General features: G+C 70.3%; 19 protein-coding genes. 10 read left to right on the top strand and 9 right to left on the bottom strand.

Going from position 1 to position 24,726, the window contains the following annotated elements; genetic code table 11:
• Nucleotides 1-35: 35 nt before the first annotated feature.
• Both dacB and AB0O34_RS01895 read right to left on the bottom strand, forming a co-directional pair.
• On the bottom strand, nucleotides 36-1,598 hold the full coding sequence (gene dacB / locus AB0O34_RS01900) for a D-alanyl-D-alanine carboxypeptidase/D-alanyl-D-alanine-endopeptidase (protein WP_363911520.1): 1,563 nt from the start codon (nucleotides 1,596-1,598) through the stop codon (nucleotides 36-38).
• Nucleotides 1,599-1,707: 109 nt separating this feature from the next.
• Nucleotides 1,708-2,247: a DUF1707 and FHA domain-containing protein gene (locus AB0O34_RS01895; RefSeq protein ID WP_363911518.1), complete on the bottom strand. Its 540-nt coding sequence runs from the start codon at nucleotides 2,245-2,247 to the stop codon at nucleotides 1,708-1,710.
• 89 nt (nucleotides 2,248-2,336) lie between these two features.
• On the opposite strand from AB0O34_RS01895, the gene AB0O34_RS01890 reads away from it, so the two are divergent.
• From AB0O34_RS01890 to AB0O34_RS01880, 3 genes are read left to right on the top strand one after another with little or no spacing between them, the layout of a single operon-like run.
• Nucleotides 2,337-2,900 carry a PadR family transcriptional regulator gene (locus AB0O34_RS01890; protein ID WP_363911516.1) on the top strand — a complete coding sequence of 188 codons (564 nt, stop codon included), beginning with the start codon at nucleotides 2,337-2,339 and terminating at the stop codon, nucleotides 2,898-2,900.
• A 2-nt stretch (nucleotides 2,901-2,902) separates the two neighbouring features.
• Nucleotides 2,903-3,628 carry an ABC transporter ATP-binding protein gene (locus tag AB0O34_RS01885; RefSeq protein WP_363911514.1) on the top strand — a complete coding sequence of 242 codons (726 nt, stop codon included), beginning with the start codon at nucleotides 2,903-2,905 and terminating at the stop codon, nucleotides 3,626-3,628.
• On the top strand, nucleotides 3,625-6,267 hold the full coding sequence (locus AB0O34_RS01880; protein WP_363911512.1) for an FtsX-like permease family protein: 2,643 nt from the start codon (nucleotides 3,625-3,627) through the stop codon (nucleotides 6,265-6,267). The genes AB0O34_RS01885 and AB0O34_RS01880 overlap by 4 nt, the downstream gene beginning before the upstream one ends.
• A 143-nt stretch (nucleotides 6,268-6,410) precedes the next feature.
• Here AB0O34_RS01880 and AB0O34_RS01875 read toward each other — a convergent pair whose 3' ends face one another.
• Together AB0O34_RS01875 and AB0O34_RS01870 are read right to left on the bottom strand one after the other, a co-directional pair.
• The gene (locus AB0O34_RS01875) at nucleotides 6,411-7,784 is read right to left on the bottom strand and encodes an MFS transporter (RefSeq protein ID WP_363911510.1); all 1,374 of its coding nucleotides are present in this window, start codon (nucleotides 7,782-7,784) and stop codon (nucleotides 6,411-6,413) included.
• 101 nt (nucleotides 7,785-7,885) lie between these two features.
• On the bottom strand, nucleotides 7,886-8,785 hold the full coding sequence (locus AB0O34_RS01870) for a hypothetical protein (RefSeq protein ID WP_363911508.1): 900 nt from the start codon (nucleotides 8,783-8,785) through the stop codon (nucleotides 7,886-7,888).
• Between the two features lie 209 nt (nucleotides 8,786-8,994).
• On the opposite strand from AB0O34_RS01870, the gene serA reads away from it, so the two are divergent.
• Nucleotides 8,995-10,584, top strand: a complete 1,590-nt coding sequence (serA, locus tag AB0O34_RS01865; RefSeq protein ID WP_363911506.1) for a phosphoglycerate dehydrogenase — start codon at nucleotides 8,995-8,997, stop codon at nucleotides 10,582-10,584.
• Between the two features lie 547 nt (nucleotides 10,585-11,131).
• On the opposite strand, the gene AB0O34_RS01860 is transcribed toward serA, so the two are convergent.
• Genes AB0O34_RS01860 through AB0O34_RS01845 form a run of 4 tightly spaced genes read right to left on the bottom strand, consistent with a single transcriptional unit; the run spans nucleotide 11,132 to nucleotide 15,020 of the window.
• Nucleotides 11,132-12,025, bottom strand: coding sequence for an ROK family protein (locus tag AB0O34_RS01860; RefSeq protein WP_363911504.1), 894 nt, complete (start codon nucleotides 12,023-12,025; stop codon nucleotides 11,132-11,134).
• Complete coding sequence (locus AB0O34_RS01855) at nucleotides 12,022-13,215, bottom strand: sugar ABC transporter permease (RefSeq protein ID WP_363911502.1); 1,194 nt, start codon at nucleotides 13,213-13,215, stop codon at nucleotides 12,022-12,024. Before AB0O34_RS01855 ends, AB0O34_RS01860 begins: the two co-directional genes overlap by 4 nt.
• Nucleotides 13,212-13,931 carry an ATP-binding cassette domain-containing protein gene (locus AB0O34_RS01850; RefSeq protein ID WP_363911500.1) on the bottom strand — a complete coding sequence of 240 codons (720 nt, stop codon included), beginning with the start codon at nucleotides 13,929-13,931 and terminating at the stop codon, nucleotides 13,212-13,214. The genes AB0O34_RS01855 and AB0O34_RS01850 overlap by 4 nt, the downstream gene beginning before the upstream one ends.
• Nucleotides 13,932-15,020 (bottom strand): substrate-binding domain-containing protein, encoded by a 1,089-nt coding sequence (locus AB0O34_RS01845; protein ID WP_363911498.1) that lies wholly within the window; start codon nucleotides 15,018-15,020, stop codon nucleotides 13,932-13,934.
• Nucleotides 15,021-15,203: 183 nt separating this feature from the next.
• Here AB0O34_RS01845 and AB0O34_RS01840 point away from each other — a divergent pair, with 183 nt between their 5' ends.
• The 3 genes from AB0O34_RS01840 (at nucleotide 15,204) to AB0O34_RS01830 (ending at nucleotide 18,793) form a co-directional block, all read left to right on the top strand.
• Nucleotides 15,204-16,361, top strand: coding sequence for an ROK family transcriptional regulator (locus tag AB0O34_RS01840; protein WP_363911496.1), 1,158 nt, complete (start codon nucleotides 15,204-15,206; stop codon nucleotides 16,359-16,361).
• 71 nt (nucleotides 16,362-16,432) lie between these two features.
• Nucleotides 16,433-17,497 (top strand): 3-isopropylmalate dehydrogenase, encoded by a 1,065-nt coding sequence (locus tag AB0O34_RS01835; protein ID WP_363911494.1) that lies wholly within the window; start codon nucleotides 16,433-16,435, stop codon nucleotides 17,495-17,497.
• A 198-nt stretch (nucleotides 17,498-17,695) separates the two neighbouring features.
• Nucleotides 17,696-18,793, top strand: a complete 1,098-nt coding sequence (locus tag AB0O34_RS01830; protein WP_363911492.1) for a branched-chain amino acid aminotransferase — start codon at nucleotides 17,696-17,698, stop codon at nucleotides 18,791-18,793.
• A 61-nt stretch (nucleotides 18,794-18,854) separates the two neighbouring features.
• Here AB0O34_RS01830 and AB0O34_RS01825 read toward each other — a convergent pair whose 3' ends face one another.
• Nucleotides 18,855-19,514: an O-methyltransferase gene (locus tag AB0O34_RS01825; RefSeq protein ID WP_363911490.1), complete on the bottom strand. Its 660-nt coding sequence runs from the start codon at nucleotides 19,512-19,514 to the stop codon at nucleotides 18,855-18,857.
• Nucleotides 19,515-19,817: 303 nt separating this feature from the next.
• Here AB0O34_RS01825 and cimA point away from each other — a divergent pair, with 303 nt between their 5' ends.
• The 3 genes from cimA to AB0O34_RS01810 all read left to right on the top strand — a co-directional run bounded on the left by cimA (nucleotide 19,818) and on the right by AB0O34_RS01810 (nucleotide 24,640).
• Nucleotides 19,818-21,392 (top strand): citramalate synthase, encoded by a 1,575-nt coding sequence (gene cimA, locus AB0O34_RS01820; RefSeq protein ID WP_363911488.1) that lies wholly within the window; start codon nucleotides 19,818-19,820, stop codon nucleotides 21,390-21,392.
• A 164-nt stretch (nucleotides 21,393-21,556) separates the two neighbouring features.
• Entirely contained in the window at nucleotides 21,557-22,636 is a 1,080-nt protein-coding gene (locus tag AB0O34_RS01815; protein WP_363911486.1) for a hypothetical protein, read from the top strand.
• A 291-nt stretch (nucleotides 22,637-22,927) separates the two neighbouring features.
• Nucleotides 22,928-24,640: a DUF222 domain-containing protein gene (locus AB0O34_RS01810; RefSeq protein WP_363911484.1), complete on the top strand. Its 1,713-nt coding sequence runs from the start codon at nucleotides 22,928-22,930 to the stop codon at nucleotides 24,638-24,640.
• Nucleotides 24,641-24,726 lie beyond the last annotated feature (86 nt).

Genomic DNA, 24,726 nt, shown 5'->3' with positions numbered 1-24,726 from the left:
CGCCTACGGGGGCCGGGCCCGAGATCAGGCGAGGGTCAGCACTGGACGGGCTTGAGCCAGGAGCATTCGAGGTCGCTCTCCGGGCCCGCGGGGGTCGCGTTCTTGAGCTGGGCGGTGGCGTCCACGGGGGTGTCCCGCTTGAACTGGGCGAGCCGGACCGCGATGGCGTCCTCCACGGTCGTCTTCGGGTTGCCGGTCAGGTAGTTGTTGGTCAGGATCGAGAACACCAGCGGCTCGCCGTCGGCGCTGGTCACGTAGCCCGACAGCCCGGTGACGCTGGTCAGCGAGCCGGTCTTGGCGTGCACGTTGTTCGCCGCCGGGGTGCCCGCCATGCGGCTGCGCAGCGTTCCGCCGGTGAAGCGGTCGGAGTTGCCCGCGATCGGCAGGGCGTCGTACCAGGTCTTGAACCACGGCTTGGAGCGCAGGGCGATGAGGTAGGCCGTGAGCTCGCCCGGGGTCACGCCGTCGAGCCGTGAAAGGCCGGAGCCGTCGCGCAGCCGTACGTTCTTGATGCCGTTCTTGGTGGCGAACCCGACCGTCACGGCCAGGCCGGCGCTCCAGGTGCCCTGGCCGGACACCTTGCGGCCCATCGCCTTGGTGAGGATCTCGGCGTGCATGTTGTTGCTGAGCTTCAGGAAGGGCACCAGCAGCTCGCTGAGCGGCATGGAGTCGCGCTGTGCCACGTTCTTGGCCGCCGCAGGCGTCGCGCCCCGGCCGGTCGTGCCGAGCACCCGTACCCCGTGCTTGGCGAGCGCCTTCCTGAACAGGGACGCTGCGTACCCCGTCGGGTCGTCGACCGTGACCCACTCGTCGTACTGGTCCGCCACCGTGCCGGTGATCACGACCTTGTTGGTGCCGTGCACGCGGTTGACGGCGACGTCGGTCTCGGCGCCTGTGGTGGCGTGGTTCTCGATCGTGATGTAGTCGGTCGGCGGCGTGGTGGTCACCTTGGCGGCGGCGCCCGCCGACGCGCCCGGAGCGACCGAGACGATCACCGAGCCGGCGTCGTAGTCGGTGTCGGGGGAGGCGGTCAGCGCGGAGATCTGGCCCGCGTAGTAGTACGGCTCGTCGTCCCACGCCCAGTCGGTGCCGAGCCGGACGTCGTCGAACCAGGTGTCGTCGGCGACCAGCTTGCCCGTGACCAGCTTGACGCCGGAGTCGGCGACCTTGGCCGCGAGCGCGTCGTAGTCGGCGGCGAGCATGGTCGGGTCGCCGGTGCCCTTGAGGTAGAGGTCCCCGGCCAGGGTCGAGCCCAGGCGGCGTCCCGAGTTCAGCACGCTCGTGGTGAAGCGGTAGTCGAGGCCCAGGGTGTCCACGGCGGCGGCGGAGGTGAGCAACTTGGTGTTGGAGGCCGGGAGGAAGACCTTCCCGGCGTCCTGCGCGTAGAGCTGCTCGCCCGTGGCGGCGCTCTTGACGACCACACCAGAGCGGGCCACGGCGAGGTTCGAGGCATTGAGGATCTGGTCGAGATCCTTGGTGAGATCGGCGACGCCGGGCGCGGGGTCGGCGGCGTTCGCGGGAACGCTCGCCCCCGACGCCCACGTCACGGTGAGGGTGAGGAGTACTGCCGTCAGCAGTCCGGCCGGTCGTCGGGGCATCCGCACGGGTTCCTCCAGAGGTAGATGGCCCGGATCATGCCGCGATCATCGAGAACCTCTGACCAGACGGCAATACGGAAATGTTCGTATCTTGTCCGGCCGGAACCGTCTACTGCGGGAGGGACACCAGGAACGCGCACTCGCCGAAGGAGATCTCGTCGCCCGCGCGGACGTGGGCCGGGCCGACCAGACGCCAGCCGTTCAGCCGCGTGCCGTTGAGCGAGCCGAGGTCCACCAGGAGCCAGGCCTCGCTGTCGCGCCGCAGCTCGGCGTGCACGCGTGACACCGTGAGGTCGGTGAGGATCAGGTCGCAGTCGGAGCCCCGGCCCACCACGTAGCGCGTACGGCTGTCGCCGGGCAGGGCGAGCCTGGGGAGGCGCGGGCGGCGCCACGCGCTCTCGATGCGGGTGGTGAGGTCGGAGACCGAGGCCACCGCGTCGGTCAGCCTCCGCCGCCATCTGCCGCTCGGCGGGAGATCGGAGACGAGGTCGGTCAGCTCGACGCGGCTGCGGGCACGCAGCGCTCGATCGACCCGTCCGAGAAAGGTGTCATGCGAGATCTGTCCTTCGAGCGCATGATCGCGGAGCTCACTGATCGCGCGATCACGGTCCCCGTCGGAGGCGCGCACAGGCGGGTGCGTCGAGCTCATCTCCCGAGTATCAGGCTGGCAACGGCAAGGTGTCCAGAATATGCGGGATCTGTTGTCACGAGCATACTGAGTATGCATACTGAGTATTCATGTCGATCCGCCACGGACTGCTCGCCCTGCTGACACAGGGACCTCGCTACGGCTACCAGCTCCGTGTGGAGTTCGAGGCGTCCACGGGGGCGACCTGGCCGCTGAACATCGGCCAGGTCTACACGACGCTTGCCCGCATGGAGCGCGACGGCCTCGTGGCCCCGGGGGAGCAGGACGAGCAGGGCCGGGTGGTGTACGCCATCACCGACAAGGGCCGGTCGGAGCTGTCGCGATGGTTCGGCACCCCCATCGCCCAGGCCGACCGGCCCCGCGACGAACTGGTGATCAAGCTCGCCATGGCGGTCACCGCGCCGGGCGTCGAGGTCCGCGAGGTCGTCCAGGCCCAGCGCACCGCCACCATGCGCACCCTGCAGAGCCTGACCCGCGCCAAACGCGCCGAGGCGGGCACCGCGCAGCGCCTGGTGCTCGACTCCATGATCTTCCAAGCCGAGGCCGAACAACGCTGGCTCGACCACTGCGAGTCCGTACTTGCCGCGACCTCCCCCGGCCCGCTGTCTCCACCGGCGCATCCCTCCCGCACAGCGCCTTCGTCCCAGGAGTAGGAATGACTGATATTTCCGTGGAAACGGCGGACGCTCCCGTGATCAGCCTTGTGGAGGTGTCGCGCGTACACGGTTCCGGTGCGGCGGCCGTCGAGGCACTGAAGAGGGTGAGCCTGCAGGTCGCGGCCGGAGAGCTCGTGGCCGTCATGGGCCCCTCGGGCTCCGGCAAGTCCACGCTGCTCAACCTCGCGGGCGGCCTCGACCGGCCCACCTCCGGACGGGTCGTCGTGGAGGGCACCGACGTCGGGGCACTTCCGCCCAGCCGGCTGGCCGAGCTGCGGCGCCGTCACGTCGGGTACGTCTTCCAGGACCTCAACCTGATCCCCTCGCTGACGGCCGTGGAGAACGTCATGCTCCCGCGTGAGCTCGACGGGGTCCGCGCGGGCAAGGCCCGGGGCGAGGCGTCACACGCGCTCGCCGAGATGGGCGTCGCCGAGGTCGCCGGCCGCTTCCCCGACGAGATCTCCGGCGGTCAGCGCCAGCGCGTCGCGATCGCGCGCGCCATGGTCGGCGTGCGCCGCGTGCTCCTGGCCGACGAGCCCACCGGCGCCCTGGACACGCCCACCGGGGACGACGTCATCCAGGCCCTGCGCGCCCGCGCCGACTCCGGAGCCGCCGTCCTCCTGGTCACCCACGAGCCCCGCTACGCCGCCTGGGCCGACCGCGTCATCTTCCTCCGCGACGGCCAGATCGCCGACTCCGCCGAAGCCCAGGTGACCACCCGATGAGCACCACCGGAGCCGCGTTACGCCTCTCCCGGAGGACCATCGCCAGGTCCCCGGGACGCGCCGCCCTGATCCTGGCGATGATCGGCCTCCCCGTACTCGTCGTCACGGCCCTGGCGACGCTTCTCAGCACCCTCGACGACAGCGCGTCCGGTCCATCCCGCCCTCTCGGCAGCGCGGACGCGCTGGTGTGGGGCGACCATGCCTGGAGCGGGGTCACGCAGGAGCCGACCGGCGACGGCTACGGGTGGTCGCCCGGCGAGCATCCACGGCCCTTCACGGCGGTCGAGATCGGCGCCCTGTTCGGGCGGGGGAGCAGGGTCATTCCTCTCAGGGAGGAGAGGACCGCCTACGAGACTCCGGAGACGCGGGACGTGGGGACGTTGCGCGAGCTGGACCTGAGAGATCCGCTGGCCCGAGACGCCTATCGCCTCCTGGACGGGCGGCTTCCGCAGGCGGCCGGTGAGATCGTCGTCACGCGGAAGATCCTCGACGCGGGCGGCCGGATGGGCGGAACCCTGCTGGTCACCCGACGGCGGCGGCCGATGCGGATCGTCGGCGTCGTGCTCGTGCCGTCCGACTCGTCGGGCACGCGGATGGTGGCGCTGCCCGGCAGCGTGATCCCTCCACGTGCGGCGAACACGGCGGCGACCGATAAGCGAGCCTGGCTGGTCGACGCCCCCCGGCCGGTGACGTGGAAGGACGTGCGGCGGCTGAACGGGTCCGGGCTGATCGTGGTCTCGCGGGCCGTTCTCGCCGACCCGCCACCCGGCAAGTCGCCCGCCATGGGCGCGGAGAGCACGAGCTCCGGCGGTGCCCTTCCGGTCATAGTGCCGCTCATGATCCTGATGTTCGTACTGGAGGTCGTGCTCCTCGCCGGCCCGGCCTTCGCCGTGGGGCTGCGCCGCAGGCGCGCGGAGCTGGCCCTGATCGCTGCCCAGGGCGGCACGCCAGGTCAGCTGCGAGCCGTCGTGCTCGCCGACGGCCTGGTGCTCGGGATGGGCGCCGCGACCGCCGGCGCGGTGGCGGGCATCGGTGTCGCCGTGGCGGTCATGCCCTGGGCCGAGAGGGTCTTCGAAAGCGTGATGACCTCGTTGAGCGTGCCGTGGGCGGCCGTGGCGGTGATCGTCGTCCTGGGTACGGCCAGTGGTCTGGCCGCCGCTCTCGCTCCGGCCGCGCAGGCGAGCCGTACCGACATAGTGGCGGTGCTGGCGGGGCGGAGCGAGCGCAGGCGTGATCGGGTCGGATGGCCGCTGCTCGGCCTGGTCCTCCTGGCGGGCGGCGTCGCCGCCGCGCTGATGACACCCCGGCACGGCGTGACATGGGTGTTCGTCGCCGCCGTGCTCACCCAGTTCGGCATGGTCGCCGTGATCCCGTGGCTGGTCGGCGGGGCCGGCCGCCTCGCGGGGCGGCTCCCGCTCCCGCTGAGGTTCGCCGCACGGGACGCGGCCCGTCACCGCGGGCGCACGGCTCCGGCCGTCGCCGCCGTCATGACGGCGACCGCGCTGGTCACGGCTCTGACCGTCGCCGGGACGAGCCTTTACGGCAGGGCGTCCCTCGACTACCGGCCCGCCGCTCCACCTGGCGCCACGATCATCAGCCGCGACCAGGTTCCCGAGGAAACTTGGCACCGGGTACGCGACGCCGCTCGCCGTACGCTGCCCGCCGGCGTCCCGCTGATCGAGGTCGCCCTGCCGACCAGCCGGAACGGCGCCCTGATGCTGACGTCCATCTCCTCTCCCGGTGCGGAGAACGAGGACGAGGCGTCCATCATCTCCCCGGACCTGAGCGGCATGGGCGGCGTGCTGATCGGCGACCGCGCGCTGCTCCGCTTCGCTCTGGGAAGGGACGATCCCTCCGCGATCGCGGCTCTTGAGGCAGGTCGCGCGGTGGTGCTGAACCCGGCCTACGTACGCAAAGGCAAGATCCAGCTTTCCCTGACGCCGCAGTATTCCGGCGGGCGAACCGAGGACCTCACGCTGCCGGCCGTCGGCATCCGCGCTACGGGTGAGGGCTGGGCGCGCGTCGTCATGTCCCCGAAAGCACTTGAGGGCCACGACCTCAGCGTGGAGTCCCGTCTCCTGCTCGTCGATCCGGCGCGATACCGGCCGTCCCGGGCCGTCCAGGACCGGCTCGCGGGCGGGATCGGGGCGATCACCACGCATGTGGGCGTCCGGGTGGAGCGCGGCTTCGAGCAGGACTACACCGGGATGATGCTGCTTCTCGCCGCGGCGGCGGTCGTCATGGTGCTCGGCGCGACGTTCGTGGCCACCCGTCTCGCCGCCACCGACGCCCGGCCGGAGCTGACCACCCTGGCGGAGGTCGGCGCGAGCCCGGGATCACGCCGCGCGGTCGTCGCAGGCCAGGCGTTCGTCATAGCCGCCCTCGGCGTCGCCAGTGGACTGCTCGCGGGCCTTGTGCCGGGGATCGCGGCGACCTGGCCGGCGTCCGCGCGAGAAGCGGTCTCGACGGCGTACGGCGCGGACGGCGTCCCGGTGACCCTTCCCCAGCACGAGGGACCGGTGGTCGGCCTCCCCTGGCTCTTCCTCGCGACCCTCCTCATCACCCTCCCCCTCCTGGCCGCCCTCACCACCGCCCTACTCGGCGCAACCCGCCCGAGCGCACGCCGCCGCCCCAGCTGAAAGACCTCACGAGGCCGTTGTCATCACTTCCCGGGAGACCACTCATGTCATCGCCGACAGTGCCGTGGCGGTGACCGCGTGAGCGGTATCCGTGCTGCCCTACGCATCTCCCGGCGGAACGCCTGGCATCGTGCGGACCAGGATCACGCTGACGCGTCGGATGACGTGACCTGATTGGGGGCGGCCTCGTCGAGGTGGGCGGCGGTGAGGTGGTATTTGAAGGTCATCAGGATGCCCGTGAGGATGATGACGGCGGGGATGACGGCCTGGGTGAGGACGATGGCGGTCAGGGCGCTGCCGGGCTGGGTGACGGGGTGCTCGGGATCGGAGGAGATGAAGCCTCCGGCCCCCAGCACCGCGCCGACCACCAGGGCTCCGAGGGCGGTCACCGCACTCTCCACGGCCGTCCACAGGCCGGTGAAGACGCCACCCCTGCGCTTGCCGCTCCTCGTGGAGTCGTGGGCGATCACATCGGCCAGCATGGAGAACTGAAGAAGCTGGAGACCGGCGTACCCCACGCCGATGATCAACGTCACCAGGTGGGCGTAGAGCCAGCCGAAGACCGGGGTGAGCGCCGCGAGCAGCGCCCCGATCATGAAGAGCGCCCCCGCGAGGATCATCGCGCCCCGCTTGTCCATCTTGCGGGCGAGCCAGACCCACAGGGGCATCGTGATCAGCATGGGGCCGACCAGCGCCGCGAAGAGGGTGCTGGTGGCCGAGGGGTCGTCCAGGGTGTACGAGGCGAAGTACGGGGCGCTCGCGAGCATCACGCCCGTGGCCAGCGTCTGCGCGCTCGACAGGCCGAGCAGCCAGAGGAACGGCCGACTGGCCCTGGCCGCCGCGAGCTGAGCCCTGAGGTTCGCCTCCGGCTCGGAACTGCCCGTCAGCGGCGCGCGGGCCGTACCGAAGAAGGACGCGAGCATGGATACGAGCAGCACGGCCGCGAAGATGATCCCCATCATGCGGTAACCGTCGAGGGAGTGCGACGCGATGGCCGGGGCGATGATGCCGCTCAGCGCCACCGCGAGCGCGACGAAGATCATGCGCCATTGCAGGAGCGAGGTGCGCTCGTGGTAGTCGTGCGTCATCTCGGCGGGCATCGCCTTGAACGGCACCTCGTACAGCGCGTACCCGGTGGCGGCGATGAGGAAGAAGCCGCCGACGAACAGGGCGGCCGGCGTGCCGGTCAGGGGAGGTCCCGCGAACGTGAGCGCGAAGGCGATCGGGAGGATGATCGCCCCGGCGAGCAGCCAGGGGCGGCGGGGGCCCCAGCGCGAGACCGTGCGGTCGGACCACTGGCCCACGAGCGGATTGATCACCAGATCCCACGCCTTGGGGGCGAAGACCACCACGCCGGCCAGCCACGCGGGCACCGCGAGGATGTTGGTGAGGTAGAACAACAGCAGCAGGCCCGGGATGGCGCTGAACGTCGCGGTGCAGAACGAGCCCACACCGTAACCGAGCCGCACGCCTCGCGAGACGGCCGGGGGCCGGGGCGCCGCCGTCGAAGGGATCATTGCGTAATTACAGCCCACACGGCCTTGGGCCGCCAGCCCCAATCACCGGTGTTTGGGGGACGGTCCGCCGGACACGGCTGGGCGCCGGGTCCGGCGGTCGGTCAGGAGTCGGAGACGTCGGCGCAGACGACGTGGGCGCCCAGCTCGATCATGCGGCGCTCGGTGTTGGCGTCGGCGACGCGGGCCATGAGCACGGGCGCCTCGCTGGCCGCCAGCTGCGGCAGCCGGGCGCGGACCATGCGGTGCAGGTCCCTGACGATGTCCTCGGCGGCCCGCGTGTGCACCTTGACATGGAGCATGATCCCCGAGGATCCGGAGACGGTTCGGGCCTCGGAGATCCACACGTGGTGCACCAGGGGGAAGTCGCGGAGCAGCTCGGAGATCGCCACGCGCAGCGCGGGCAGGATCGGGTGGCCGCACCGCTTGTACCCCGGGTCCACCTGTTGCATCGGGCCCGACAGGTGGGGTCTCGGCGCGGGGATCCACGGCCGCGCGGGCGCGTCCGGCGGGCTCTGCGGCACCGGCGAGCTCAGCGTGTCGCTCCGCTCAAGGACGGGCGAGCTGGGCACCGTGGTGTGGCGCGAGACCGTCGCCATGGCGCCCGTCGCGTACGCCGTCGGCGACGCGCTGGACAGGGCCGGCGTGTGCTGCCCGCTGCGCGTGGAGGCGAGGTAGCGCTGGAGGTCCTCGATGGGGATCGCCGCCGCCGCGGGTCCCGCGGCGTCGATGACGATCTCACGCACGCCGGTGACGCGCTGGATGTCGAGGATGGTGTCGGCGTCGCACGCCGTCAGCGAGTGGTTGCCGCGGTGCCGCGCGTAGGTGTTCGGGCCGGTGTACCCGAGGAGCACGCGTTCGCCGGCCTGCGTCGTGCCGAGCACGACTGAGCGGTCCGGCCGCACGGCTACCAGGATGCCCCACTCGGCAAGGGCCGCCAGTAGCCGATGGGGGCTGCCGTGCTGCGCGAGCACTTCTCCGAGAGCGGGGTTCCCGATGCTCATACGACAAACGATAGGTAGTGGGACACAGCTTATCAGCCTAATCGTCAAGAAATGTTGTGATCAATACCAAGATGGCGGCTTGCGCGTGGAATCCAGTTTAGATGGGTACGCGCCGGTGTCTCGGATGCCGGGACGTTCGTGAGTGCTTTCACAAGCGCGGATAGACTCGAACCTTGTCCGTGCATCCGCACTTCCCAAAGGACCCACCAGTGAACAAGCCCGTCGTCCTGGTCGCAGAGGAGCTCTCCGAAGCAGGTCTCGCCGTGCTCGGGGCCGACTTCGAGGTCCGTCACACCGACGGCGCCGACCGATCGCAGCTCCTGCCCGCCCTCGCCGAGGTGGACGCGCTCATCGTGCGCAGCGCCACCCAGGTGGACGCGGAGGCGCTGTCCCACGCGCCTCGCCTGCGCGTCGTCGCCCGAGCCGGGGTCGGCCTGGACAACGTCGACGTCGAGGCCGCCACCAAGGCCGGTGTCATGGTCGTCAACGCGCCGACCTCCAACATCACCAGCGCCGCGGAGCACACCGTCGCCCTGATCCTCGCGAGCGCCCGCAACGTCGCGCAGGGCCACAGCGCGCTCAAGGCCGGCGAGTGGAAGCGCTCGAAGTACACCGGTGTCGAGCTCGACGAGAAGGTCATCGGCATCCTCGGCCTCGGCCGCATCGGCCAGCTCGTCGCGCAGCGGCTCGCGCCCTTCGGCGTCGAGCTGATCGCGTACGACCCCTACCTCCAGCCGGCCAGGGCGGCCCAGATGGGCGTGCGCCTGGTGTCGCTGGAGGAGCTGCTCATGCAGGCCGACTTCATCACCGTGCACCTGCCGAAGTCCAAGGAGACCGTCGGGCTGATCGGCGAGCGCGAGCTGCACACCGTCAAGCCGTCGGTCCGCATCATCAACGTCGCCCGTGGCGGCATCGTCGACGAGAACGCCCTCTACTCCGCCCTCAAGGAGGGCAGGGTCGCCGGCGCCGGCATCGACGTGTTCTCCAAGGAGCCCTGCACCGACAGCCCGCTGTTCGAGCTCGACAGCGTCGTGGTGACCCCGCACCTGGGCGCCTCCACCCACGAGGCCCAGGAGAAGGCCGGCACACAGGTGGCGCGCAGCGTCAAGCTCGCGCTCGCCGGCGAGTTCGTGCCGGACGCCGTGAACGTCCAGGGCGGCGCCGTCGCCGAGGACGTCAAGCCCGGCCTCCCGCTGGCCGAGAAGCTCGGCCGCGTCTTCACCGCCCTCGCGGGGGAGGTGGCCACCCGGCTCGACGTCGAGATCCGCGGCGAGATCGCGGCCCACGACGTGCGCGTGCTGGAGCTCGCCGCCCTCAAGGGCGTCTTCACCGACGTCGTCGAGGACGCCGTGACCTACGTCAACGCCCCGCTGCTCGCCAAGGACCGCGGCGTCACGGTGGAGCTGGTCACCAGCGACGAGAGCCCCGACTGGCGCAACGTCGTCACCGTCAGGGGCGTGCTCGCGGACGGCCGCACGGTCTCGGTGTCGGGCACGCTGTCCGGCCCGCGCCAGATCACCAAGATCGTCGAGGTCAACGGTTTCCAGATGGAGATCGAGCCCACCGACCACCTGGCGTTCTTCACCTACGCCGACCGGCCGGGCATCGTGGGCATCGTCGGCAAGATCCTGGGCGAGCGTCAGGTCAACATCGCCTCGATGCAGGTGGCCAGGGACGCCAAGGGCGGCAAGGCGCTCATCGCGCTGACCGTCGACTCGGCCATCCCCGCCGACGTGACCGACCAGATCGTGCAGGAGATCGGCGCCGAGGGCGGGCGCACCGTCGACCTCACCGACTAGTACTACATCACTAACCGGATGAGCACGCGAAGGCCCATCACCCCACGGGTGGTGGGCCTTCGTCGTCTCACAGAGCGAGATACTAGGTCGTCCTACAAGACACCTCGCCTACTGGCAGGTAACGTGGAGGGCGATGACGCGCCAGGTATCCGTACTCGTTACCTGCCGCGGCGGGGCCTGATCAGGGCAGGCCGGCGACCCGCCGCGGTGTGCGGCGTTCGTCGGCTGTGAGACCAGTCCCGATCCGCGATCCGGATCAGGGACAGGAGCCCGGTCCGCATCCGTGACCGGTCCGCCTTCCCGTCCCCATCGCGTGCGCCGAGCGCACGCTCTCTAGCGAGCGAGACTTGCCATGTACGACATGTATCCCTGGAACCGTCCCGAAGAGCACCGTCCCGAGGACGAGGCGCCCGACCCCGTGCAGACCGCGCTGGACCGGCGCGACAACGGCGGCGTGCCGGTCTCCTAGCGGACGGTTCTCCCCGAACCCCCTCTCCGGCCGGTCCTTGCGACCCGATCGGCCGGCCATCCCCCTCCCCGGACGCTGTCAGCCCCTCGCCGTAAGAGCGAGCGCCAGCGCCCCGTACAGAGGGGCGTCGTCGATGAACCTGGCCGCCGTGATCTCGGGCGGGAACGGCACCGCACGCCGGATCTCGGCCGTGAGCAGGGGGATGATCTGGCTCGACGCGCCCATCAGCCCTCCACCGATGACCACGCGTTCCGGGTCGAGCACCACGCAGACGTTGGCGACCGCCATGGCGAGCGCCTCCACCGCGCCGTCCAGCAGAGCCCGTACGGCCGGGTCGCCGTCGACCTCGAAGAGCGAGGCGGCGCTCACCGTCCGGCCCAGTAGAGCCGATCCCCGCTGCGCGAGCGCGTGCCCGGAGACGACCTCCTCCAGGGGCGCGTGTCCCTCGGCGAAGGCGGGATCCCCGGGCCGGCTGAGCAGGTACCCGATCTCGCCCGCCGCGCCGTGCGCCCCGGGCACCACCGTCCCGTGGACCACGAGCGCCGCCGCCAGGCCCGTACCGAGGTTCAGATAGAGCCCCGTTCGGACGCCCCGGAGCGCGCCCCAGCGCAGCTCGGCGGCGGCGGCCGCGTTCACGTCGTTGTCGATCGCGACCGGCGTGTCGCCGAACTCCTCGCGGAGCAGCCGGGGGAGCTCAAGGCCCTCCCAGCCGGGCACCGTCGGCGCCAGCTGTACCGTCTCCCCCCTGACCACGCCGAACGTGGACACCCCGACGGCCTGGAGCGTTCCTGACCAGTCCGCCAGCTCGCGTGCCGCGTCGAGCGAGCGTCGCAGCACCTGCTGGGCGCCCTCGCTGCCCAGGGTCGGCAGCCGCATCTTGCGCAGCGGCCGGTCGACGCTGTCCGCCGAGGCGGTGGCGAGGGCGACCTTGGTGCCGCCGAAGTCGATGCCCAGTACGAACCGCCGGCTCACTGGGCGCTTCCACGGCGGGCGAGCGAGTCGATCGCCACGGCGAGGGCGAGGACGCTCGCGGTGACCATGTAGCGCACCGAGGAGTCCACGTTCAGCAGCAGCATGCCGTTGGTGATCGACTGGATCACGAGGATGCCGAGCAGCGCCGCGTACGTCCGTCCCCGGCCGCCGAACAGGGACGTGCCCCCGATGACCGCCGCCGCGATGGCCATGAGCAGGATGTCGCTGCCGCCGGAGCTCTGGTTGACGGCCGAGAGGCGGCTCGCCGCCAGGATGCCGCCGAACGCGGCGAGGCTCGCCGACAGCACGAAGGCGAGCAGCCGGATGCGGGTCACGTTGATGCCCGCGCGCCGCGCGGCCTCGGCGTTGCCGCCCACGGCGTACATCCAGCGCCCGAAGGCGGTGTGGCGCAGCACCAGGTCGAACACCACGACGAGCGTGCCGAAGATGACCAGCAGCAGCGGTACGCCCCGGTCGGCCTGCAGTACGAGCACGGCCCCCGCGAGCACGACCGCGAGCCCGCCGACCCGTACGGCCGCCCAGTAGGCCGGGCCGACCGGCAGGTCCGCGGCGAGCCTCAGGCGCCGGCTCAGCAACAGGGATCCTCCGTAGACGCCGACCAGCACGACCGCGAGCGTCCAGGCCAGCCATGGTGGCAGCCACGTGTCACTCAATTTCGCGATAAATCCGTCGAAGGGCAGGTTGATGGTGCCGCGCTCGCCCAGCAGGTAGAGCAGCAGCCCCTGCCATCCGATCAGCCCGGCCAGCGTCACCACGAACGACGGCATCCGGATCCGGGTGAACAGGAACCCGTGCAGCAGCCCGACCGCCGCCCCCGCCACCACGGCCACCACGATGGACAGCAACGGGTTCCAGCCGTGCCGCACGTTGAGGATGGTCATCACGACCGCGCACAGGCCGCTGACCGACCCGGCCGACAGGTCGATCTCGCCGAGGAGCAGCACCATGATGATGCCCAGCGAGATCGTCCCGGTCGCCGCCATCTGCAGAACCAGGTTGGTCAGGTTCTCCGGCGACAGGAAGTGCTCGTTCAGCGAGCCGAAGACGATCGCGATCGCGACCAGCCCGCCGACGACGGGCCAGGCGCCGAGGTCGCCCCGCCGGGCGCGTTCGATGGCCTGCTTCGGGCTGTACGGCTTGCGCGGCGGGTTCATGGTCGTCGCGCTCATGCGGCGGCTCCGGTGATGGCGGCCACGATGGACTCCTGTGAGGCGTCGGCCGTACGGAACTCGCCCGCGTTGCGCCCGAGACGCAGCACGACGACGCGGTCGCTGACGGCGCGTACGTCGGCGAGGTTGTGGGAGATGAGCAGCACCGCGAGCCCCCGGTCGCGCAGCCGGCGGATCAGGTCCAGGACCTGGGCGGTCTGCTCGACGCCGAGGGCGGCGGTGGGCTCGTCGAGGATGACGAGCCTGGGCTCGCCGATCAGGGCGCGGGCGATCGCGACCGACTGCCGCTGCCCGCCCGAGAGCATGGCGACCGGCACCCGGATGTCCCGGATGCGCACGTCGAGCTGGGTGAGCAGGTCGCGGGTCGCCCGTTCCATGCGGATGTGGCTGAGCACCGACCAGCGCCGGCGCTCGGATCCGAGGAACAGGTTGGCCACCACGTCGAGGTTCTCGCAGAGGGCGAGGTCCTGGTAGACCGTGGAGATGCCGAGGGCCTGCGCGTCGTGGGGGTTGCCGATGCGCACCGGCCGGTCGTCCATGGTGACCTCGCCGGTGTCGGGTGAAAGGACGCCGGAGATGGCCTTGACGAGTGTGGACTTGCCCGCGCCGTTGTCGCCGACCAGGGCCACCACCTCGCCCGGGGGCAATTCCAGGCCCACCCCTTCGAGGGCCTGGACCGCGCCGTACCGCTTGGAGATGTCTTTCGCGCGGATCATTTAGCTGATGCCCGCCTTGGCGCACGCGGCGGCGGCCTCGTCCTTGCAGATGTCGGCGGCCTTGTAGAAGCCGTCCTTCACGATGGTGTCCTTCACCTTGTCCGCGGTGACCGCGACCGGGTCGAGGAGGAAGGAAGGGATGTCCGCGGTACCGTTGTTGACCTTGGTCGTGGCGGAGGGCTTCTCACCCCGCCCGACGGAGACCGCCAGCTCGGCCGACTTCTCCGCCTCGCTCCTGATGTCCAGGTAGATGGTCATGTACTGCTCGCCGGTGAGGATGCGCTGGACCGCGGCCAGCTCGGCGTCCTGGCCGGTGATGGGGAGTGTCGGGTCGTACCCCGCGCGCTTCATCGCGGCGATGGCGCCGCCCGCCATGCCGTCGTTCGCCGACAGCACACCGACGATCTGGTCGCGGCCGAGCGCGGTGATGGACTGCTCCATCTCCTGCTGCGCCTTGTCGGGGCTCCAGTCGGGGGTGTCGAACTCGCGCCCGACCTTGACCTTGCCGTCGAGGACGTTGTGGGCGCCCTTCTTGTAGTCGGCGGAGCTCGGGTCGGTGGTCGCGCCGTTGATCATGACGACCTGGCCCTTGTCCGTCGTGCCGTTCTTGTTCAGCGCGTCCAGCAGGGCCTGCCCCTGCATCTCGCCGACCCGCACGTTGTTGAACGAGACGAAGTAGTCGTAGCCGATGCCGGAGATCAGCCGGTCGTAGGCGATGACCGGGACCTTCTTCTGCTTGGCCTGGTTCACCAGGGGCGCCACCGCGGCGGCGTCCACCGCGTCGAGCACGAGCACGTCGGCGCCCTGGGTGAGGGCGGCCTCCACCTGCTGCTGCTGCTTGGCGGCGTCCTGGTCGGCGTTGGAGTAGAGCAGCTTGCAGTCGGCGCAGAGCGCCCTGACCTTGGCCTCGAACAGGGGCTTGTCGAAGGCCTCGTACCGCGTGGTCTTGGACTCGGGCAGGAAGAGCGCGATCGTCGGAGCCTTGTCGCCGCCGCCCGTCCCGCCCGTGGTCGCCTTGTCGGTGGAACCACCGCAACCGGTGGCCAGTACGGCTATCGCAAACGGAACCGCGAACCATTTCGCCCGCATGATTGCCTCTCAGGGTGTTCGGAGGTACTTCAGGTACTTGGCAGCATGCTGAACTGCGCGTAGAAATTTGGCAAGGTCTCTAACAAAGTTCGTCCGCGACCTTGCCGCGGTAAAGCGTGTGCCAGTCTTGGGGGCGTGGTGGGTATCGGCGGTACGGCAAGCACGACAGCGGTGCTGCGAGTCATGAACGAGCGCGCGGTCTTCGGGGAGATCTTCAAGCTGGGAAAGGTCTCGCGGCCCGAGCTCGCGCAGGCCACGGGGCTGTCCAAGCCGACCATCTCCATGGCCCTGGCCGATCTCGAACGCGCCGGTCTGGTGCGCGCGATCGGCCTGCGCACCGGGAACGCCGGTCGCGCGGCGCTGCTGTACGAGATCCGGCCCCAGGCGGGCTGGGTGCTCGCCGTCGACGTGGGCAGGGAGTTCGTCCGGCTTGCCCTCGCCGATCTCGTCGGCGACATCGCCGCCCGCCGGGACGAACACCGTAAAGGCGGCGAGACGCCCGGCGAGCTGGTGGCCCGGCTCGGGGAGCTGACCCGCGAGCTGGCCGATGAGGCCGGGGCCGCCGTCGGCGACATCACGCTGACGGTCTTCGGCACGCCCGGCATCCACGACAAGGAGACCAGCTCCCTCCAGCTAGCCCCGAACCTCCCCGGCTGGGAGCGTCCCGGAGCGATCGAGCTGCTCGGGGGCGTGGCCGCCGACGCGCCGTACGTCGTCGAGAACGACGTCGACCTCGCCGCCGTGGGGGAGGGCGCCTACGGCCTCGGCCAGGGCGTCGACCACTTCGCCCTCGTCTGGATCGGCACCGGCATCGGCATGGGCGTCGTCATCGACGGCAAGCTCTACCGGGGCGCCCAGGGCGCGGCCGGGGAGATCTCCTACCTCCCGGTGGGCGAGGGCGATCCGCTGGTCAACCGGGGGCGGGGCATGCTGGAGTCCGTGGCCTCCGCCGACGGGGTGGTGGCCCTCGCCACCCGGCTCGGCATGCGCGGCGTCACCAGCGCCAAGGAAGTCTTCGACGCCGCCCGCACCGGCGACCCGCTCGCGTGCCGGGTCGTCGCCACCGAGGCCGACCACATCGCACACGCCCTGGCGGGGATCATCGCCGTGCTCGACCCTGAGCTGGTCGTGCTGGGCGGTGGCATAGGCGTCCAGGCGGGTGACCTGCTGATCGGCCCGGTCACCGAATGCCTGCGCGACCTCGTGGCGCTGCGCGTGCCGATGATCAAGGCGTCCACGCTCGGCACGGAGGCGGTGCTGCTCGGCGCGCTGGCGGTGGGCCTCACGACGGCCCGCGACCTGGTTTTCGAGCGCGCCGTCGCGCAGGTTCCGCCGGGTTAGGGCTTCGCGACTCTTGTCCGGTATGTGAGACCAGGTGTTCGAGTACCGAGACGGAACGGTAGGGTACGAGCATGCGGGATTCTCACAACATCCGTCTGGCGGTCATCCCGGGTGACGGCATCGGCAGCGAAGTGGTCGCCGAGGGACTGAAGGTCCTCGACGCGATCGGCCTGAAGGTGGAGACCACCACCTACGATCTCGGTGCCGCACGCTACCACGCCACCGGCGAGACCCTTCCCGACGAGACCCTCGCCGAGCTGCGCGGGTTCGACGCGATCCTGCTGGGCGCGGTCGGCGATCCGAGCGTGCCGCCCGGCGTGCTCGAGCGCGACCTGCTGCTCAGGCTCCGCTTCGAGCTCGACCACTACGTCAACCTGCGCCCGGTCAAGCTCTTCCCCAGCGTGGAGACCGCGCTCGCCAAGTCCCGCCCCGAGGACATCGACATGATCGTCGTCCGCGAGGGCACCGAGGGGCCGTATGCCGGGGCCGGCGGCGTCATGCGCCGGGGCACCTCGCAGGAGATCGCCACCCAGGAGAGCCTCAACACCGCCTTCGGCGTCGAGCGCGTCGTGCGCTTCGCCTTCGAGAAGGCGATGGCGAGGCCCCGCAAGAAGCTCACGCTGGTCCACAAGACCAACGTGCTCACCTACGCGGGCGATCTGTGGTCGCGCGTCGTCGAGCGGGTCTCCGCCGAGTATCCCGAGGTCACCACCGACTACTGCCACGTCGACGCCGCCTCGATGTTCTTCGTCAGCCAGCCGCAGCGGTTCGACGTGATCGTCACCGACAACCTGTTCGGCGACATCCTGACCGACCTCGGCGCGGCCATCGCGGGCGGCATCGGCCTGGCCGCCAGTGGCAACGTCAACCCGGCGCCCGTGGGGTCGGCTTCCTGGGCGCCCAGCATGTTCGAGCCCGTCCACGGCAGCGCCCCCGACATCGCGGGCCAGGGCAAGGCCGACCCGACCGCCACGATCCTGTCGGTCGCCATGCTCCTCGACCACCTCGGTTTCGCCGACGACGCGGCCCGGGTGGAGCAGGCCGTCGCCGACGACCTCGTCGAGCGCCAGGTGGCCTGGGTGCCCCGCACCACCAGGGAGATCGGCGACGACATCACCGCACGAGTAGCCGGCTGAGGGGCTACCCGACGCCGACCAAGCGCATGGTGGCCCCGAACGGGCCGCCATGCGTTTTTTCGTGTCCAGGACCCAAGCGCCGTACACGGCCTCGACGACACACTCCCGTATGTCCAGATGATGCAGTAGTTTCCCGTTACCTGGTCCGTCGCAGAATGGATGCAGGCGAGACCAACAGAGAAGAGAAGGATCTTCGACATGACCACCGCTCAACAGCTCAGCTTCGATGTGCAGCTCTCCGACGCCGCTCGCACTCCGGCCGAGCGTGAGCAGGTACTGGCGGATCCGGGGTTCGGGCAGACGTTCACCGATCACATGGTCTCGATCGACTACACCGAGGGGCAGGGCTGGCACGACGCCCGCCTCCTGCCGTACGGTCCGCTGACGCTCGACCCGGCCACCGCGGTCTTCCACTACGCGCAGGAGCTATTCGAGGGGCTCAAGGCCTACCGGCAGGCGGGCGGCTCGATCGCCAGCTTCCGGCCGTTGGCCAACGCGGCCCGCTTCAACCAGTCGGCCACCCGCATGGCGATGCCCGAGCTGCCCGAGGAGATCTTCGTCGAGTCGCTGGAGCTCCTCGTTCAAACCGACCGCGACTGGGTGCCGACCACCGAGGGCCACAGCCTCTACCTGCGACCGTTCATGATCGCGACGCAGGCGGCGCTGGGCGTCAACTACCCGTCCAGCACCTTCAAGTACATGGTGATCGCCTCACCCGCCGCCGCGTACTTCTCGGGCGGCGTCAAGCCGGTCTCGGTCTGGCTGTCGCAGGACTACACGCGCGCCGCGCCCGGCGGCACCGGCTTCGCCAAGTGCGGCGGCAACTACGCCGCGGCCTTCGTCGCCCAGCGGCAGGCCGTCGAGCAGGGCTGTGACCAGGTCGTGTGGCTGGACGCGTTCGAGCACCGCTACGTCGAGGAGATGGGCGGGATGAACCTGTTCTTCGTCTTCGGCGACCGCCTGGTCACCCCCGACCTGACCGGCACGCTGCTTCCCGGCGTCACCCGCGACTCCCTGCTCACCCTGGCCGCCGACCTCGGCATCCCCGCCGAGGAGCGCAAGATCTCCATCGAGGAGTGGCAGGCGGCGTGCGAGTCGGGCGAGCTGACGGAGGTCTTCGCCTGCGGTACGGCCGCGGTGATCACCCCCGTCGGGTCGGTCAAGGGCGTCGACGGCGGCTGGACGATCGGCGACGGCACCCCCGGCGAGCTCACGCTGCGACTTCGCGACGAGCTCATGGGCATCCAGTACGGCACCCGCCCCGACCCCCACGACTGGGTCCGCAAGATCTGCTAGCCACCACACGAGAGCCCGGCCGAGCGCGACCCGGCCGGGCTCCGGCGCTCTCGCCACGTGGTCAGTGTTTGCGGATGAAGGTCAGGCCGTCGGCGATGGGGAGGAGGGTGCTGGTCACGCGGGTGTCCCTCATGACCAGGTCGTTGAAGTCGCGCATCGTCGCGGCCTCGCCGTCGGTGTAGTCGGCCACGGTGCCGTGGCGCAGCGTGTTGTCCATGAGGATGATCCCGCCCGGGGCCAGCCGGGACATGATCGCCTCGTAGTAGACCGGGTAGCCGGCCTTGTCCGCGTCGATGAACGCCAGGTCCACCTCGGGCCGTACGGGGAACCGCTGGAGCGTCTCGGCCGCTGGGCCGAGCCGGAGCTCGATGAGGCCTGCGACGCCCGCCTTCTCCCAGTATTTGCGGGCGATCGAGGTCCACTCGTCGTTCACGTCGAAGCAGGTCAGCCTGCCGTCGCCGCCCAGGCCCCGGGCGATGCAGATCGAGGAGTATCCGGTGAACGTGCCGATCTCCACGACGTTACGGGCCCCGCTGATCTGAGTGATCATCGTCAGGAAGGTGCCCTGCTCGGGGGATATCTGCATCCTGGCGCTGTCCCCCGTGGCCGTGAGCGTCTCCTCGGCCAGCTCCTTGAGGACGTCGTCGGGCGGCGTCGTGTGCCCGACGATGTACTCGGCGACGTGGGCGTTGAGGAATGAGAAAGCCTTCATGCCCGTCATTCTCCGCCCTCCGGCGGTCCCGGGACGGCGAACCGCGCGGGCGCGGCTGCTTCAGGACATCAGCCCTGGCAGATCCCGGATGGTGAGATCGATGTGCCACATGGTGGCGAGGTGTGGCACACTTCGTAGCACCATGTTCTACGGTCTGCTCATTATCAGCAGGCGCGCTGGCTGAAAAGGGACACCGCCAGCGCGCAGACCTCTCACGTCCGTGAGGGGTCTTTTTGTTTGGGCCAGGGTTCCGGCCTTAGGCGGAAACCGCGCGCGGCGCACGAAAAGCCCCCCCTCGAAGGAGACGAAACCATGGCCGACGACCGCTTCCACGTGTACGACACGACGCTGCGCGACGGCGCGCAACAGGAGGGGCTCTCCCTCACCGTCGCCGACAAGCTCGCCGTCGCACGCCATCTGGACGGCCTGGGCGTGGGCTTCATCGAAGGGGGCTGGCCCGGAGCCAATCCCAAGGACACCGAATTCTTCCGGCGGGCTCAAACAGAGCTCGACCTGAAGCACGCGCAGCTCGCCGCGTTCGGCGCGACCCGCCGAGCCGGAGTGAAGGCAGCCGACGACCCGTTGGTGGCCGCCCTGCGCGAATCCGGCGCGCCGGTCGTGACCCTTGTCGCCAAGAGTCACGACCGGCACGTGGAGCTGGCCCTCCGTACGACTCTCCAGGAGAACCTCGCGATGATCCGCGACACGGTTTCTCACCTTCGTGCGGAGGGACAGCGGGTCTTCCTCGACGCCGAGCACTTCTTCGACGGCTACAAGTCCAATCCAGCCTACGCGCTGGAGGTCCTGCGTACCGCCGGCGAAGCCGGGGCGTCCGTCATCGCCCTGTGCGACACCAACGGCGGCATGCTGCCGGACGAGCTGGCCGACGTCGTGCACGAGGCGGTCGCCACCGGCGCCCGCGTCGGCATCCACTGCCACGACGACACCGGATGCGCCGTCGCCAACACCCTCGCCGCGGTCAAGGCCGGCGCCACCCACGTGCAGGGCTGCGCCAACGGGTACGGCGAGCGCTCGGGCAACGCCAACCTCTTCACCGTCGTCGCCAACCTCCAGCTCAAGCGGGGCTTCGACCTGGTGCCCACGGAGTCGCTGGCCGATATGACCCGCATCGCCCATGCGATCACCGAGGTCACCAACGTCACGCCGAACTCCCACCAGCCATACGTCGGCGTCTCCGCCTTCGCGCACAAGGCCGGCCTGCACGCCAGCGCGATCAAGGTCGACCCGAACCTGTACCAGCACATCGACCCTGCCGAGGTCGGCAACGACATGCGCATGCTCGTCTCCGACATGGCCGGCCGCGCGTCCGTGGAGCTGAAGGGCAAGGAGCTCGGGTACGAGCTGACCTCCGGCCAGTCGCGTGAGCTGGTCGACCGGGTCAAGGACCTGGAGTCCAAGGGCCACACCTTCGAGGCCGCCGACGCGTCCTTCGAGCTGCTGCTCCGCGACACGGTCACGGGGGAGCGCAGGCGCCACTTCACCGTCGAGTCCTGGCGGGTCATCGTCGAGCGGCGGCCCGGCGGCGACGTCGTCAGCGAGGCGACGGTCAAGCTGCACGCCAAGGGCGAGCGCATCGTCGCCACCGGCGAGGGCAACGGCCCGGTCAACGCCCTCGACCGCGCCGTACGGCTCGGGCTGGAGAAGCTCTACCCCGAGCTGGCCGAGGTCGAGCTGATCGACTTCAAGGTCCGCATACTGGAGGGCACGCACGGCACCGATGCCGTCACCCGGGTCCTCATCACCTCCAGCGACGCGAGCGGGGAGTGGGCCACCGTGGGCGTCGACGAGAACATCATCGAGGCCTCCTGGCAGGCCCTGGAGCAGGCGGTCACCTACGGCCTCCTGCGCGCGGGCCACACGGCCTGACCGCGCCTGGCGCCGCCGTCCATGTACCGGCGGGCGGACGGCCCGCGCGGTGCCTCGCCCACCGCACGTGGACCCCTGACCCCCCCACAGCCCCGGGCCCGTCACCCCTGGACTCGCGGTCGTGGGCACGGCTGGGGTGGGCGGCGCGACGTGGCGATGTCACGATGCCCGATATGGATGCGATCCTGCGCGCCGCGGGCAAGGCGATCGGTGCTGAGCTGCACGATCCGGCCGACTTGGGGGGCAGCTCGCGCAGCATCGTCCTGCGGTGCCGCACCTCCGGGGGTTCCAGCGTGATCGTCAAGGCGTTTGGCACCGAGCCGGACGAGCTGCGCGGCTTCACTGCGGAGGCGGCAGGGCTCTCACTGCGAGTGGCCGGCCCCGAGCTCCTGGCGGTGGACCCCTCGGCCCGGCTCCTGGTGATGGCCGATCTCGGCGCCATGCCGACGCTGGCCGACGTGCTGCTGGGCGATGATCCGTACGCCGCGGTGGCCGGCCTGCTGGCCTGGGCCCGGGGACTCGGCAGCATCGCCGTCGAGGCCGGGCACCGGCGCGCCGATCTCGCGCAGTGGTGGGCCACCTATGACAAGGGCATGCCCTCCAAGGGGGACGATCCGTGGATCGCGCGGAACGCGGCCACGCTGCTCACCCTGCTCTCCGAGGCCGGGATCGCCGTCCCGCCGGGCCTGGGCGACGAGCTGGCGCGGATCGGTACGGCGGGCGGGGAGGAGTACCCCGCCTTCACCCCGGGCGACACCTGCCCCGACAACAACCTGATCACCCCGGACGGCCTGCGGCTGATCGACTTCGAGAGCGCCTGCTACCAGTCGGTCTTCATGACCGCCGCGTACTGCCGGATGCCCTTCTCGAGCTGCTGGTGCGTCTTCGCCCTGCCGCCCGTGCTGGCCGAGGAGATCGAGCGGGCCTACCGGGCGGAGGTCATCGCCCTGCACCCGGCGCTGGCCGACGACACGGTGTGGCGGGACGGGATGCGCCGGGCCATCGCCGTCTGGACGGTGGACGGCACGGTACGGCTGCTGTCGCGGACGGCCGAGGACGGGCCGATGCACTCCATCAGGCGGCCGGTTCCCACCCGGCGCCAGTTGCTCAGGCATCGCTGGGAGATGGCGAGCACGCTGGTGGAGTTCCCGGCGCTCGCGGAGACCATGCGCCTGCTCCTCAGGGACGTGGCGGGCGGCTGGGACGTGCCGCCGCTGCCCGGCTACCCCGCCTTCGAGGGCTGAGCCGCCGTCCGGCCGGACGGCCCGCGCGACCCGATTCGTTCTCAGAGTGAGCTGGGCTGTACGGCGTTCGCGGTCCCTCACTTGGGTGTGCCGGCCCTGGACCGTGATCCCCTGGGGGTACCGATGCCCATTCCCGGGACCCCGATATTCCGATATCCAATATTTTAGTTGGTTAGCCTGCGGAAGTAATTGGAACTCCTGATCTAAAAGAGGTTGGGTGTTCGGGAGAACTGTCGGAGGGGGTCGTTAATCTGCGGGAAGGTGTTCGATCCAGCTGGGGAGGTGCGGGGTATGACGGTGATGAGCGGGCAGATCTCCGCGGTGATGCCGGGCGGTTCGAATCCCGCTGACGCGCCCCGCCCGATCCACGCCGTGCCCTGCCAGTCGCGTCCGATCGGGCCGGCCATCGCAGGCTCGGATCCCTCACCCGGCTCGACTCCGGCGACCTCCGACGATCAGCCCGGCTTCCCTGAGGAGGCCGTGCGGCACGGAGGGCCACCAAGCCGCAGCCTGTCAGGGGCAGCCTTGGCGGCGGCGTTGCAAGCCCTGGATGCCGACGCGCTGCCCCGGCATGAGCTGATGGACGTGATCGAGGCATGGCGGCGGCTGGCCTCGTGGGTGAAGTCGCGTGAGCTTGAGCTGGTCAATCTGCTGGCCGATCGATATGCCGCCGATGAGCGCTACGGCGCGGCATGGCGCGAGTGGTTGGAAGCCGAGCTGAGCTTGGGGTTGACCCTTACCGAGTGGTCGGCCTCGGCGTTGGTCGAAACGGCGGCGACGTTGCGAGACCGGCTTCCGGGCATACTGCGATGCCTCGCGGAGGGAACGCTTGACGAGCCGCGCATGCGAGTGATCGTCGAGGGCGTCAAGGGGCTTTCCGACGCGGCGTGCCACCGTGTGGAGAAGGCGATCCTCCAGCAGGCCGGGTCACTGACCACCGCCAAGTTGCGCAGGCTGGTCGCCGCCACCGTCGACAAGGTCGCGGCCGACGAGGCCGCCGCTCGGCGCAGGGCTTCCGAGCGGTCACGGCGGGTGGAGTTCCGTAACGACGGCCAGGGCACCGCGGAGATCTTCGGGATCGGCCTGCCGGCGGGTCCGGCGACCGCCGCCTACAACCGGGTGGACGCGATCGCCCGTGCCGCCAAGCACGCCGGGGATTCCCGCACGATGGACCAACTGCGCTGCGATGTGTTCCTGGCGCTGCAGCTGGGCCGGCTTCATCCCGGCTCGTCAACCGTGGCCGACTCGGTGGTGCACTCCGACGCCCGCCACGAGCACGATCCCCTGGTCTGGATCGGTGAGCCGGAGGCGGACGGCATCCCCGCCCAGGCGCCGCCCGCCGAGGACGCCGACGTCCCGGCCCCCGACGAGACGGATGTCCTGGATCAGCACGACCAGCCGGGCGGTCACGTCCGCGTTGTGGAGGAACCCGCCACTGATGGGTACCGGGCGACTCCCTCTGCCGGCCAAGAAGCGGTCCCCACTGCTGAGGGACTGCTGGAAACCGCGACCCGCTACCTGGGCGTTCCGCATCTGGTTGTCGGGCTCGACACGTTGCTCGGGTTGGCGGAGACGCCGGGTGAGCTGGGCAGGTATGGCTCGCTGGTATCCGACATCGCCCGCCAGATCGCCGACGGCGGCATCCGCACCGGCGTCAAGGTCTGCTGGACCGTCACGGACCAGGGTGGGGAGGCCGTCCATCACGGCGAGACCCGCTACCGGCCCGGAGTGACGCTGCGAGAGCTGATCAACGCTCGAGATCGTAGTTGCCGATTCCCGCACTGCCGCAGACCGGCCTCACGCTGCGACCTCGATCACACCCTGGCCCACGACCAGGGTGGTCCCACTTGCCCGTGCAACCTGGCTCCGCTCTGCCGACGGCACCATCGGCTCAAGCAGGCCGAAGGCTGGACCCTCACCCAATCGGAGCCAGGCATCCTGGCTTGGTCCACCCCCTCGGGCCGCGTCCACATGGTCCACCCCGACCCCTACGACACCGGATAACTCGCGACGGCCTCACCGAGGCCGGAAGACAGGTCCGGACGTCCAGCTGGGGAACACTGGTCCCTGGGTAAGGGGATCGCACCCGT

This window comes from Sphaerisporangium sp. NPDC088356 (genome assembly GCF_040685555.1).
Classification (GTDB): Bacteria; Actinomycetota; Actinomycetes; order Streptosporangiales; family Streptosporangiaceae; genus Sphaerisporangium.
Note: the sequence above shows the minus strand (reverse complement) of the source record. Positions and strands in the feature narration are given on the sequence as shown.